Here is an 11,413-nt window from a genome sequence, read left to right as displayed (position 1 = left end):
CGGCTCAACGTCGTCAGCCTCGACCTGCCGCCGCTGCGCCAGCGCCGCCAGGACATTCCGCTGCTCATGGCGCATTTCCTGCACCAAGCCGCGGCCCGTTTCCAGCGCCCGCCGGCGAGCTGGACGCCGGCCGACCTCGCCCGGTGGACGGCGCACGACTGGCCGGGCAATGTGCGCGAACTGAAGAACGTCGCCGAACGCTGGGCGCTGGGCATGCCGGATGCACTGGGCGGCAGCGAAGCCGCCGTCGCCGTCGCGTCGTCGCTGGCCGAGCAGGTCGATGCCGCCGAACGCCGCATCATCGAAGGGGCACTCGGCCAGACCGGCGGCAACGTGGCGCGGGCGGCCGAACTGCTGCAGACGCCGAAGAAAACCCTCTACGACAAGCTGGCCCGCTACGGCATCGCGCCGGACAGCTTCCGGCCGGGATGAGCGGGGCGGCTCCGTTTCCCGACGGCTGGCCGGCCCAGGTGCGCCTGGCCTTGCACGCGGTGGCCGACCCGCAGCGGGCGCCGGCCATGCGGGCCTACCAGCGCGACCAGTTCCCGTTTTTCGGCATCCCGGCCCCGGCCCGGCGGGCGGCGGTGATGCCGCTGCTCAAGCCGCGCCAGACCGCCGGCGAGCTGCTGGCCAACGCCCGCGCGCTGTGGTGCATGCCGGAACGGGAATGCCAGTACGTCGCCGTCGACCTGCTCAACCGCCAGCAGCGCACGCTCGGCGTCGGCGACCTCGACGCCTTGCTCGGGCTGGTCCAGGACAAGTCGTGGTGGGACACCGTCGATGGCCTGGCCGGCGTCGTCGGCGACATCCTGTTCGCCGCCCGGCGGACCGACCCGGCGGTGACGCGGCACATGGATGCCGCGCTGCGTCACCCCAACCTGTGGGTGCGCCGCGTCGCCATGCTGCACCAGCTCGGCTGGCGCCAGGCCACCGACCGCGAGCGGCTGTTCGGCGCTGCGCTGACGCTGGCCGGCGAAACCGATTTCTTCATCCGCAAGGCCATCGGCTGGGCACTGCGCGATTTCGCCCGGAGCGAGCCGCAGGCGATTGTCGATTTTCTGAACGGTCCGGGTAGCCGGCTGTCATCACTCAGTCGGCGCGAGGCCGGCAAGCACCTGTCGGGTGTCCATTGAATCGGGAGCAAGCGATGTTCGAACTCTATATCGGCAACAAGAACTACTCGTCGTGGTCCCTGCGCCCCTGGCTGCTGATGAAGCACTTCGGCATCCCGTTTGCCGAGCACATGGTGTCGGTGGCCGGGCGCGACTACAACGCGGCGCTCAAGCCGCTGGCCGGCAACGCCCGCGTGCCCTGCCTGCACGACGACGGCTTCCAGGTCTGGGAGAGCATCGCCATCGCCGAATACCTGGCCGAGCGGCACCCGGCGATGTGGCCGGCCGACGCCCAGGCCAGGGCGCGGGCGCGCAGCATTTCGGCGGAGATCCACGCCGGCTTCGTCAGCCTGCGCACCGCCATGCCGATGAACCTCAAGCTCAAGCTCAAGGGCAAGCCGCCGACGCCGGATGTGCAGCGCGACATCGACCGGGTGATCGAAATCTGGGAAGAGGCGCGGACGCGCTTCGCCACCGGCGACGGCCCCTACCTGTTCGGCGATTTCTCGGTGGCCGACGCCATGTATGCGCCGGTCGTCTGGCGCCTGCACATCTACAACGTGCCGCTGCCGCCGCTGGCCGCCGCCTACAGCGAAGCGATGCGGGCGCATCTGGCGATGCAGGCGTGGTACGCGGCCGGTATCCTGGAAAGTGAGGCGCACGCCCACTACGACGCGCTCGCCGACGAGTACGGCGGGCCGCGCTAGGTTCGCGGGCCGGGTGCCGGGGGCGTGTCGATGTCGATCAGCGCGCCCGGGTCGTTGACCGGGCAGATCGTCAGCAGGTCGCGGTGGGTGTCGATGATGGCCTTGCCGCCCTGGTCGCCCTGCAAGGCGAGCAGATCGTCGCGAAAACGCGCGGCAAAGCCGACCGGGTGGCCGGGGCGGCCGCCGTGGGCCGGGCGGGCGAGCGGGGCGCCGGCGCGCAGGGCTTCAAGTACCACTGCGTAGCTGGCCGGGGCAATGGCCGGCATGTCGGCCAGCGCCACCAGCCAGCCGGCGGCGTCGGCTGTCGCGGCAACGCCGGCGGCCAGGCTGTGACCCATGCCGTGTTCCGCATCCGGGCATTCCGTCACCCGCAGCCCGGCCTCGGTCAGCAGGGCGGCCAATTCGTCGTCGCCGGGGCGGACGATGGCGATGCTGATCGGGCAGGCCGCAAGCAGGCGCCGGGCTGCGGCCAGCGCCAGCGGCGTGCCGTCGGCCAGGCGGTGCAGGCGCTTGTCGCTGCCGAAGCGCCGGCTCATGCCGGCGGCCAGCAGCAGGCCGACGATGTCGCTCATGCGACGCGGCAGGCGTAGGGGTCGGCAACCGGGGTGGTTGCGCGAGCGTGCGTCCCGTTCTTCACGGCCGTCATCTCGGCCAGGATGGAGACGGCGATTTCCGGCGGCGTGCGGCTGCCGATGGGCAGGCCGACCGGGCCGTGCAGCCGGTCGACCTCGGCCTGCGAGAGATCGAAATATTCCAGCAAACGCGCCCGGCGCTTGGCGTTGTTGGCGTGCGAACCCAGCGCGCCGACGTAGAAGGCCGGCGACTTGAGGGCCTCGAGCAGGGCCAGGTCGTCGAGCTTGGGGTCGTGGGTCAGCGCCACGACGGCGCTGCGCGGGTCGAGCGCCAGTTCGGTCACCGCGTCGTCCGGCATGCCGGCCACCCAGGTCGTGCCCGGCACCTGCCAGCCGTCGCCGTATTCGCTGCGCGGGTCGCAGACGAAGACCCGGTAGCCGAGCGCCTGCGCCATGGTCGCCAGGTAATGCGAAATCTGCCCGGCGCCGATGATCAGCAGGCGCCAGGCCGGGCCGTGCAGGGTGACCAGCGTTTCCCCGTCCCACTGCAGGCTGTCGCCGGCGCTGCCCGGCTCGATGGCGACCCTGCCGCTGGTCAGTGACACGCGGCGCAGGGCCAGTTGCCCGCCGGCCAGGCGCTCGCCCAGGTCGGCCAGCAGCGCGGCGTCGGGCGCCGGCTCCAGCACCAGTTCCAGGGTGCCGCCGCAGGGCAGGCCGAAGCGGTGCGCCTCGTCGGCGGTGACGCCGTAGCGCACGATGCGAGGCGCGCTGTCGCCGGCAAACTCGCCGGCCAGCACGCGCCGGATCAGGTCGTCCTCGATGCAGCCGCCGGAGACCGAGCCGATCACCCGGCCGTCGTCGCGTACCGCCATCCAGGCACCCGGCGGGCGCGGCGCCGAGCCCCAGGTGCGGGCCACGGTGACCAGCGCGAAGCGGCGACCCTCCGCCGCCCAGCGGCGGGCGGCGTCGAGGACCTGCGTATCCAGGCCGTCCATGTCACACCGCCAGGGCGCGGGTGTCGAACGGCAGGTCGCGCAGGCGCTTGCCGGTCGCCGCCGCAACGGCGTTGGCCACCGCCGGCAGCACCGGCGGCACGCCCGGTTCGCCGATGCCGGTCGGCGCCTTTTGCGAGGGCACGATATGCACCTCGACCTGCGGCATGTCGCCGATGCGCAGCGGGGCGAAGCCGTCGAAATTGCCTTGCTCGACCTTGCCGTCCTTGAGCGTGATGGCGTTGTTCATGGCGCACAGCCCGAAACCGATGCCGCCCTCGACCTGCGCCCGGATGTTGTCCGGGTTGATCGGCGTGCCGCAGTCGACGGCGCTGACGATGCGATCGACCTTGATCGTGCCGTCACGGGCCACCGTCACCTCGGCGACATGGGCGACGTAGGAGTTGAACGACTCATGCACCGCCACGCCGCGTCCGCGCCGTTCGCCCGGCTTGGCCGCCAGCGGGGTCGTCCATCCGGCCTTCTCGGCGGCCAGGCGGAGCACGGCGGCGTGGCGCGGGTGCTCGGCGAGCAGCTCCAGGCGCAGGGCGACCGGGTCCTTGCCCATCGCCGCCGCCACTTCGTCGAGGAAGGCCTCGGTGGAGAAGGCAGTGTGTGACGAGCCGACCGAGCGCCACCACAGCACCGGCACCTTGATGTCGGTCGGCGTATGCAGGTCGACGGTCAGGTTGGGGATGGCGTAGGGCAGGTTGGATGCGCCTTCGACCGACACGCCGTCGATGCCGTCCTTGACCAGGAAAGCCTCGAAGGGCGAGCCGATGAGGATGGACTGGCCGACCAGCCGGTGCCGCCAGCCGGTCAGCCGGCCGTTGGCGTCGATGGCCGCCTGCAGCGCATGGTGGAACAGCGGGCGGTAGTAGCCGCCGCGCATGTCGTCCTCGCGCAGCCAGACGAGCTTGACCGCGGGGTTGCCTGGCACCCGGCCCTTGATCGCCTTGACGATGTGCGCCGCCTCGACGAGGTAATCGACATCCTTGGAGGCGCGCCGCCCGAAGCTGCCGCCGGCGTAGAGCATGTTCAGCCTGACCTGCTCGGGCTTGAGGCCGAGCACCTTGGCCAGCACCGCCTGGTCGATGGTCTGGAACTGCTCGCCGTTCCACACCTCGGCGCCGTCGGCGGTGAGCTGGATGACGCAGTTCATCGGTTCCATCGCCGCGTGCGCCAGGTAGGGGAAGTCGTAGCTGGCCTCGACGACCCTGGCCGCTGCGGCGAAGGCCGCGTCGGTGTTGCCCTGCTGGCGGGCGATCTTGCCCGGCGTCCTGGCCATTTCCTTGTAGCGGGCGAGGATTTCGGCGCTGCCCAGCTTGAAGGCGGCGCTGTCGTCCCAGACCACGCTCAGGGCGTCGCGGCCCTTCTTGGCGCTCCACGTATCCCTGGCCAGCACGGCGACGCCCTGCGGGATGGCGACGACATCGACGACGCCCTTGACCTGGCGCGCCTTGCGGTCGTCGAAGGATTTCACGGTGGCGCCGAACTGCGGCGGGTGGGCGACCACGGCGACCAACATGCCGGGGAGGTGCACGTCCTGGGTGAAGCGCGCGCTGCCGTTGGTCTTGGCGGCGCTGTCCTTGCGCTTGGCGTGCTTGCCGATGAGCTTGAAATCCTTGGGGTCCTTCAGCCTCACCTCGGCCGGCACCGCTTCCTTGGCGGCTTCCACGGCCAGTTCGCCGAAGCTGGCCTTACGCCCGCTGGCGGCATGGCTGAGCACGCCGTTGCTGACCGCGATGTCGCCGGCCGCGACGCCCCATTTCCTGGCTGCCGCGTTGACCAGCATGGCCCGGCCGGCGGCGCCCGCCTTGCGCAGCTGTTCCCACGAGTTGGCCATCGCCGTGCTGCCGCCGGTGCCCTGGCTCGGGCCCCAGAACAGGTTGTTGTAGCGCGCGGCGTCGGCCGGCGCGCCTTCGACCCTGACCTGCGCCCAGTCGGCGTCGAGCTCCTCGGCGACCAGCGTGGCCAGGCCGGTATGGGTGCCCTGGCCCATTTCCAGGTGCTTGGCGATCACCGTCACGCTGTTGTCGGCGCCGATGCGCAGGAAGGCATTGGGTTCGAACTTGACGGCCGCCGCCAGGCCGTCGCCGGCCTTGCCCGGTCCGGCCGCGGGCAGCTTGTCGGCGGCCGCGGCGGGCAGCACGAAGCCGAGGGTGAGGGCGGCGCCGCCGTGCAGGAAGCGGCGGCGGCTGAGGTTGTGCAGCGACAGGTCGGCGCCTTCGGCCAGCACGGAGGGGTTCAGTTTCGCGTTCATGCTCTGCTCCTCAGGCCAGGGTCTTGGCGGCTTCGTGGATGGCGGCCCGGATGCGGACGTAGGTGGCGCAACGGCACAGGTTGCCGGACATCGCGGCGTCGATGTCGGCGTCGCTCGGCTTCCGGTTGTGCGACAGCAGCGCCACGGCGCTCATGATCTGCCCGGACTGGCAGTAGCCGCACTGCACTACGTCGAGCTTGCGCCAGGCTTCCTGCACGGCATGGCCGACCTTGCCGGAATCTACAGCCTCGATGGTGGTTATCCTGCGGCCGACGGCGGCGGAAACCGGCAGCACGCAGGAGCGCGTCGGCTCGCCGTCGAGATGCACGGTACAGGCGCCGCACATGGCCTGGCCGCAGCCGTACTTGGTGCCGGTAAGCTGCAGGGTGTCGCGCAAGGCCCAGAGCAGCGGAGTGTCGGGGGCGACATCGACGTTGACCGCCTTGCCGTTTACATTGAGTTTGATCATCTGCGGGTTCCTCGTCAGGTTGCATGGCCGGCGCTGGCGGCAGCCGGATTTGTCGTTTTGCTGGTGCCTAGTGTCGGACACTACGGGCTGGCGCCGATAACCCAAAAATTCGGATTTATTGCCTGATCGTCCAAAGTTGTCCGGAACCGGCTCGCGCCTTCGGCCATAAGCCGCTACCCTGCACAACGTAGCGTTCAACCGGCCGAAAGCCCTTCGCGAGAGATGCGTACCCTATGACTGCGAGCCCGACAGAAAATTCCGATGCCATGCACGAGGCGGGCTTCGCCGCCCGGCGCGCCGAGATGGTGGCGCTGATCGAACGCCACTGCGTCGGCACCGACAAGGCGGAAACGGCGATTCCGGGCCTGCTGTTGTTTCGCGGCTGCATCGCCGACAAGCCGACCTGCGCCGTGGTCAATTCCGCCTTCGCGATGATCGCCCGGGGCGCCAAGCGCATCCTCGTCGGCGACGCGGTGTACGACTACGACACCCGGCACTACATGGTCGCCTCGGTGGAGTTGCCGGTCTCGTCGCGGGTGACCATCGCCAGTCCGAGCGAACCCTACCTCGGCATGGCCATCGGCATCGACCCGCTGAAGATTGCCGATCTCGTTGCCAACATGCCGAACAAGCACCCGAAAACCGCCGTCGACCGGGGCTTCGGCATCGGCGAGATGAATGCCGACATCCAGGGTGCCGCGCTGCGCCTGCTCCGCCTGCTCGACACGCCCGACGACATCCCGGTGCTCGCCCCGATCATCGAACGGGAACTGCTCTACCGCCTGCTCACCGGTTCGCTCGGCGCCTTGCTGCAGCAGACGGCGACCGCCGGCAGCCACAGCCAGCAGATCGTCCGCGCCATGGACTGGCTGAAGAACAACCTGGCGCAGGCGGTGACCATCGACCACCTGGCCGACCTGGCGAACATGAGCAAATCCTCGCTGCACCACCATTTCAAGGCGCTGACCTCGATGACGCCGGTGCAATACCAGAAGCAGCTGCGCCTGCACGAGGCGCGCCGCCTGATGCTGAGCGACCGCCACGACGCGGCCAGCGCTGCCCACCGCGTCGGCTACGAAAGCCCCTCGCAGTTCAGCCGCGAATACCGCCGGCTGTTCGGCGCCCCGCCGGGGCGCGATGTCGCCCAGCTGGCCGCCGGCGGGGCGTGGGGCGACGGCGGCCCGGCGTGAGCCGCCGTCAGGGGCGGGCCTTCAGCTTTCCGCGACCAGTGAACGGACGACGCGCTGGGTGAAGGGCGCGACCAGCATCACCGTCGGAAACGCCAGCAGCCACGCGGCCACCCAGGCCGACGACCAGAGGGCGAAGAAGCCGTCGACGAGGCCGGCGGCGCGGTAGGTGGCGATGCCGGAAACCAGGCAGGACATCAGTCCGGACAGGATGAGGCTGAACAGCATGGGGGCGTATTTCTTGGGGATCATGGGGTTTTCTCCGGGAAAGCTGTGGATTTCGGGGGTGGGGGAAGGGCGTTCATCGCGAAATCCAGGCGACGACGCTGGCGGAAAGGAAGAGGCCGAGACCGAAGACGCCATGGTTGGCCAGGCTGCGCAGGCAGTTGTGCAGCGGTGCCGGGGTTTTCGCCGCGGCAAATCCCAGGCCCATCGCCGGCTGCATCACCAGCAGCGGAAAGACGACCGTGGCGATGCCGGTGAGCAGGGCGACGCCGGGCGAGGGCGCATTCAGCCAGGCGCGGCCGGCCAGGCCGACCGGCAAGCCGGCGAAGGCGATGCCGACGGCGTAGTGGGTCAGCCAGCCGAGCCGGGTTTCATGCGCCACCGGCGCCGCCCGGGCGATGGACGCATGGGCGACCCGCCCCCGGAACAGGTGCCCGACCCAGCGGCCGATGAAGGCGAAATTGAGCGTCTGCACGCCGAGCCGCTTCAGGAACATCAGCCAGATGTCCATGAGCAGCGTGGCGCCGCAGCCGATGAGGATGATCTTCAGTATGTCTGCCAACGATGTCATCGCACACTCCTTGAAAGTTGACGAAAGCGACCCTGGCGTGCACTGTAGAAGTTGAAGTTAACTTCAAGTCAAGGGGCGTCGCGATGGATATTTCCGAAGTCAGCAAACAGACCGGCATTCCCTCGTCGGCGCTGCGTTACTACGAGCAGAAGGGCCTGATTGCCTCGGTTCGCGAGAAGGGCGCGCGCCGCCGCTACGCCGCCAACGTGCTCGACCAGCTGGCACTGATCGCCCTCGGGCAGGCGGCCGGCCTCTCGCTCGATGAAATCCGCTCCATGCTGTCGCCCTACGGCCCGCCCAACATCGACCGCCAGCTGCTGGCCGCCAAGGCCGATGAAATCGACGCCCTGATCAAGCGCCTGAAAGCGGTGAGCAGTGGCCTGCGCCACGCCGCCGCCTGCCCGGCGCCCAGCCACGCCGAATGCCCGAGCTTCCAGAAGCTGCTGCAAGCGGCGGCGACCGGGGCGCTGGAAAAACGCTGGGGAAAGGCGCTGCGCAAGGCACCGCCCGGGCAGGCGGGCTGAGGCTCGTGTTGCGGCATGGCGCGCATGATCCGGGAATCTGTAGCGTAAGGACGTATTTGTAGAATTCGCTACTGAATTGTAGAATTCGTTCATGGATACATGGATCGCACTCATTACCAGCCTGCCCACCGAGAACGCCACGGCCCGCATGCGCGCCTGGCGCAGCCTCAAGGCCTCGGGCGCCGCCGTCCTCCGCGACGGCGTCTACCTGATGCCCGAACGCGAGGATTGCCGGCGCACGCTGGATGCCGTGGCCGCCGACGTGCGCGCGGCCGAGGGGACGGCGCTGGTCGTTCGCCTCGAAGAGCCCGACGACGGCAACTTCGTCGCGCTTTTCGACCGCGGCACCGACTTCGCCACCCTGCTCGACGACATTGCCGCCGCCCGGGGCGCCCTGGGCCCGGACACGGCCAACGATGCCCTGAAGCAGGCCCGCAGGCTGCGCAAGGCGTACACCAGCCTGGCGACCATCGACTTCTTTCCCGGCGAAGCCCGGAAGCAGGCCGATGCCGCGCTGCGCGACCTCGAGCAGCGGGTGGCCCGGGCCTTGTCTCCCGATGAGCCGCAGCCGGTCAGCGACGAGGCCATTGCCCGCCTGAATGTCGCGGATTACCAGGGGCGCCGTTGGGCGACGCGACGCCGGCCCTGGGTGGACCGGCTGGCCTGCGCCTGGCTGATTCGCCGCCATATCGACCCGCAGGCCAGCATTCTGTGGCTGGCGACGCCGGCCGACTGCCCGGCCGATGCGCTGGGTTTCGATTTCGACGGCGCGACCTTCACCCATGTCGGCGCCCGGGTCAGCGTCGAAGTGCTGCTCGCCAGCTTCGGGCTGGAAACGCCCGCCCTGCAACGCTTCGGCGCCTTGGTGCATTTCCTCGACGTGGGCGGCGTCCAGCCGCCCGAGGCGGCGGGCATCGAGAGCGCCCTGGCCGGCCTGCGCGACGCCATCGCCGACGACGACCAACTGCTGGCCCTGTCCAGCCACATTTTCGACGGACTGCTGGCCTCCTTCGAGAAAGGCCCGAAAGCATGACGACACCCCTGACCCCACCCCCCGCAACAGCCGATGCCCGGCCGGCCGATGTCGGCTTCTGGCAGGCCTTCCGGTTCTGGCTGAAACTCGGCTTCATCAGCTTTGGCGGCCCGGCCGGGCAGATCGCCATCATGCACCAGGAGCTGGTGGAGCGCCGGCGCTGGATTTCTGAGCGCCGCTTCCTGCATGCCCTCAACTACTGCATGGTGCTGCCCGGGCCGGAGGCGCAGCAGCTGGCGACCTACATCGGCTGGCTGATGCACCGGACCTGGGGCGGCATCGTCGCCGGCGGCCTGTTCGTGCTGCCTTCGTTGTTCATCCTGATCGGGTTGTCGTGGGTTTACATCGCGTTTGGCGACATGCCGCTGGTCGCCGGACTGTTCTACGGCATCAAGCCGGCGGTGACCGCCATCGTCGTCCAGGCGGCGCATCGCATCGGCTCGCGCGCCCTGAAGAACAACGTCCTGTGGGCGATTGCCGCCGCTTCCTTCGTCGCCATCTTCGCTGCCAATGTGCCCTTCCCGGCCATCGTCGCGGCGGCTGCAGCCATCGGCTACGTCGGCGGACGCATCGCGCCGGACAAGTTCAAGGCCGGCGGCGGGCACGGCAAGGCGGACAAATCCTTCGGCCCGGCGCTGATCGACGACGATACGCCGACGCCCGAGCATGCCTTGTTTGCCTGGGGCAAGCTGCTCAGGGCCGCGCTGGTCGGCAGCCTGCTGTGGCTGGTGCCGATGGCGCTGCTCGCCGCCCATTACGGCTGGGCGCATACGCTGACCCAGATGGGCTGGTTCTTCACCAAGGCGGCGCTGCTCACCTTCGGCGGCGCCTATGCGGTGCTGCCCTATGTGTATCAGGGCGCGGTCGGCGGCTATGGGTGGCTGACGCCGACGCAGATGATCGATGGCCTGGCGCTCGGCGAAACGACGCCCGGGCCGCTGATCATGGTGGTTACCTTCGTCGGTTTCGTCGGCGGCTACCAAAGCGCCGAAATGCGGGCGCTATTCGGCCCGGACGGCCTGTTCCTGGCCGGTGCGCTGGCCGCCACGCTGGTCACCTGGTTCACCTTCCTGCCGTCCTTCGTTTTCATCCTGATGGGCGGCCCCTTCATCGAAACGACCCACAACGACCTGAAATTCACCGCCCCGCTGACCGCCATCACAGCGGCGGTGGTCGGCGTCATCCTCAACCTGGCGCTGTTCTTCGGCTACCACGTGCTGTGGCCGCAGGGTTTCGCCGGTTCGTTCGAGTGGGTGTCGGCGCTCATTGCGCTGGGCGCGGCGATTGCCCTGTTCCGCTTCAAGGCGAACGTCATCCAGGTCATTGCCGGCTGCGCGCTGCTCGGCTTCCTGCTCAAGACCTTCATCCTGTGAGCCGCGCCGCGCACCGGCTGGTCGCCGTGGCGGCCATGGTCGTCGCCCTCGGCGCGGCTGCGGCCGACAAGGGCTGGGCGAGCCTGCGCGGCGAGGCGCTCAGCCGGGCCTTTGCCGACCAGGACCTCGGCGACGGCGTCCATTTCGCCTACCAGTTTGGCGCGGACGGGGAATTGCGCGGCATGAACATGGGCAAGGCTGCCCAGGGCCGCTGGCGGGTTAGCGGCAACCGGCTGTGCTGGCGCTGGGCGAAGTCCCGGGAGCCCGAGGAATGCCACGAGGTTCGCCGGCAAGGCCAGGCTGTCCGTCTTTTCATGGACGGGCAGGAGGTCTTGTCCGGCAATCTCGCGCCCCTGGCCGGCCAGCGGCCTGCCCTCTGACCCCC

General features: G+C 69.5%; 14 protein-coding genes. 8 read left to right on the top strand and 6 right to left on the bottom strand.

The annotated features are described in order from the left end of the window. From Q0P59_RS18240 to Q0P59_RS18230, 3 genes are all read left to right on the top strand, one after another. Positions 1 to 432 (top strand): helix-turn-helix domain-containing protein (locus Q0P59_RS18240; RefSeq protein ID WP_295009042.1); only part of this gene is annotated, 432 nt, incomplete at its 5' end. Then, positions 429 to 1,133 (top strand): DNA alkylation repair protein, encoded by a 705-nt coding sequence (locus tag Q0P59_RS18235; protein WP_295009040.1) that lies wholly within the window; start codon positions 429 to 431, stop codon positions 1,131 to 1,133. The genes Q0P59_RS18240 and Q0P59_RS18235, both read left to right, overlap by 4 nt. A 14-nt stretch (positions 1,134 to 1,147) precedes the next feature. Beyond that, a complete protein-coding gene (locus tag Q0P59_RS18230) occupies positions 1,148 to 1,819 on the top strand; it encodes a glutathione S-transferase family protein (protein ID WP_295009038.1) in 672 nt (223 codons plus the stop codon). On the opposite strand, the gene Q0P59_RS18225 is transcribed toward Q0P59_RS18230, so the two are convergent. Genes Q0P59_RS18225 through Q0P59_RS18210 form a run of 4 tightly spaced genes read right to left on the bottom strand, consistent with a single transcriptional unit; the run spans position 1,816 to position 6,115 of the window. Further along, a complete protein-coding gene (locus tag Q0P59_RS18225) occupies positions 1,816 to 2,391 on the bottom strand; it encodes a nucleotidyltransferase family protein (protein WP_295009036.1) in 576 nt (191 codons plus the stop codon). The two genes, Q0P59_RS18230 and Q0P59_RS18225, sit on opposite strands and share 4 nt — an antisense overlap. Further along, the gene (locus Q0P59_RS18220) at positions 2,388 to 3,386 is read right to left on the bottom strand and encodes an XdhC family protein (RefSeq protein ID WP_295009035.1); all 999 of its coding nucleotides are present in this window, start codon (positions 3,384 to 3,386) and stop codon (positions 2,388 to 2,390) included. Before Q0P59_RS18220 ends, Q0P59_RS18225 begins: the two co-directional genes overlap by 4 nt. A gap of 1 nt (position 3,387) precedes the next feature. Then, complete coding sequence (locus tag Q0P59_RS18215; protein WP_295009032.1) at positions 3,388 to 5,646, bottom strand: xanthine dehydrogenase family protein molybdopterin-binding subunit; 2,259 nt, start codon at positions 5,644 to 5,646, stop codon at positions 3,388 to 3,390. 10 nt (positions 5,647 to 5,656) lie between these two features. Then, positions 5,657 to 6,115, bottom strand: coding sequence for a (2Fe-2S)-binding protein (locus Q0P59_RS18210; protein WP_295009031.1), 459 nt, complete (start codon positions 6,113 to 6,115; stop codon positions 5,657 to 5,659). Between the two features lie 266 nt (positions 6,116 to 6,381). Between Q0P59_RS18210 and Q0P59_RS18205 the strand changes: the two genes are divergently transcribed. Beyond that, entirely contained in the window at positions 6,382 to 7,305 is a 924-nt protein-coding gene (locus Q0P59_RS18205) for an AraC family transcriptional regulator (protein WP_295009028.1), read from the top strand. Positions 7,306 to 7,326: 21 nt separating this feature from the next. Here Q0P59_RS18205 and Q0P59_RS18200 read toward each other — a convergent pair whose 3' ends face one another. Together Q0P59_RS18200 and Q0P59_RS18195 are read right to left on the bottom strand one after the other, a co-directional pair. Next, the gene (locus tag Q0P59_RS18200; protein ID WP_295009026.1) at positions 7,327 to 7,554 is read right to left on the bottom strand and encodes a DUF2798 domain-containing protein; all 228 of its coding nucleotides are present in this window, start codon (positions 7,552 to 7,554) and stop codon (positions 7,327 to 7,329) included. Positions 7,555 to 7,603: 49 nt separating this feature from the next. Continuing rightward, complete coding sequence (locus tag Q0P59_RS18195; RefSeq protein ID WP_295009024.1) at positions 7,604 to 8,098, bottom strand: DUF2938 domain-containing protein; 495 nt, start codon at positions 8,096 to 8,098, stop codon at positions 7,604 to 7,606. Between the two features lie 83 nt (positions 8,099 to 8,181). Here Q0P59_RS18195 and Q0P59_RS18190 point away from each other — a divergent pair, with 83 nt between their 5' ends. The 4 genes from Q0P59_RS18190 (at position 8,182) to Q0P59_RS18175 (ending at position 11,408) form a co-directional block, all read left to right on the top strand. Continuing rightward, positions 8,182 to 8,622, top strand: coding sequence for a helix-turn-helix domain-containing protein (locus Q0P59_RS18190; protein ID WP_295009022.1), 441 nt, complete (start codon positions 8,182 to 8,184; stop codon positions 8,620 to 8,622). 91 nt (positions 8,623 to 8,713) lie between these two features. Further along, a complete protein-coding gene (locus tag Q0P59_RS18185; protein WP_295009020.1) occupies positions 8,714 to 9,655 on the top strand; it encodes a chromate resistance protein ChrB domain-containing protein in 942 nt (313 codons plus the stop codon). Continuing rightward, positions 9,652 to 11,028: a chromate efflux transporter gene (chrA, locus tag Q0P59_RS18180; protein ID WP_295009018.1), complete on the top strand. Its 1,377-nt coding sequence runs from the start codon at positions 9,652 to 9,654 to the stop codon at positions 11,026 to 11,028. Before Q0P59_RS18185 ends, chrA begins: the two co-directional genes overlap by 4 nt. Next, on the top strand, positions 11,025 to 11,408 hold the full coding sequence (locus tag Q0P59_RS18175; RefSeq protein WP_295009016.1) for a hypothetical protein: 384 nt from the start codon (positions 11,025 to 11,027) through the stop codon (positions 11,406 to 11,408). The genes chrA and Q0P59_RS18175 overlap by 4 nt, the downstream gene beginning before the upstream one ends. Positions 11,409 to 11,413: the final 5 nt, after the last annotated feature.

The organism is uncultured Dechloromonas sp., assembly GCF_945957265.1.
Classification (GTDB): domain Bacteria; phylum Pseudomonadota; class Gammaproteobacteria; order Burkholderiales; family Rhodocyclaceae; genus Azonexus.
The sequence above is the reverse complement of the archived record's forward strand: the minus strand, read 5'-3'. Positions and strand labels throughout refer to the sequence as shown.

Bases quoted from the DNA above. Each gene is read 5' to 3' on its own strand.
- Q0P59_RS18190 (WP_295009022.1), top strand. From the start codon at position 8,182: ATGGATATTTCCGAAGTCAGCAAACAGACCGGCATTCCCTCGTCGGCG.
- Q0P59_RS18200 (WP_295009026.1), bottom strand. From the start codon at position 7,554: ATGATCCCCAAGAAATACGCCCCCATGCTGTTCAGCCTCATCCTGTCC.
- Q0P59_RS18235 (WP_295009040.1), top strand. From the start codon at position 429: ATGAGCGGGGCGGCTCCGTTTCCCGACGGCTGGCCGGCCCAGGTGCGC.
- Q0P59_RS18205 (WP_295009028.1), top strand. From the start codon at position 6,382: ATGCACGAGGCGGGCTTCGCCGCCCGGCGCGCCGAGATGGTGGCGCTG.
- chrA (WP_295009018.1), top strand. From the start codon at position 9,652: ATGACGACACCCCTGACCCCACCCCCCGCAACAGCCGATGCCCGGCCG.
- Q0P59_RS18210 (WP_295009031.1), bottom strand. From the start codon at position 6,115: ATGATCAAACTCAATGTAAACGGCAAGGCGGTCAACGTCGATGTCGCC.
- Q0P59_RS18195 (WP_295009024.1), bottom strand. From the start codon at position 8,098: ATGACATCGTTGGCAGACATACTGAAGATCATCCTCATCGGCTGCGGC.
- Q0P59_RS18220 (WP_295009035.1), bottom strand. From the start codon at position 3,386: ATGGACGGCCTGGATACGCAGGTCCTCGACGCCGCCCGCCGCTGGGCG.
- Q0P59_RS18230 (WP_295009038.1), top strand. From the start codon at position 1,148: ATGTTCGAACTCTATATCGGCAACAAGAACTACTCGTCGTGGTCCCTG.
- Q0P59_RS18225 (WP_295009036.1), bottom strand. From the start codon at position 2,391: ATGAGCGACATCGTCGGCCTGCTGCTGGCCGCCGGCATGAGCCGGCGC.
- Q0P59_RS18185 (WP_295009020.1), top strand. From the start codon at position 8,714: ATGGATACATGGATCGCACTCATTACCAGCCTGCCCACCGAGAACGCC.
- Q0P59_RS18215 (WP_295009032.1), bottom strand. From the start codon at position 5,646: ATGAACGCGAAACTGAACCCCTCCGTGCTGGCCGAAGGCGCCGACCTG.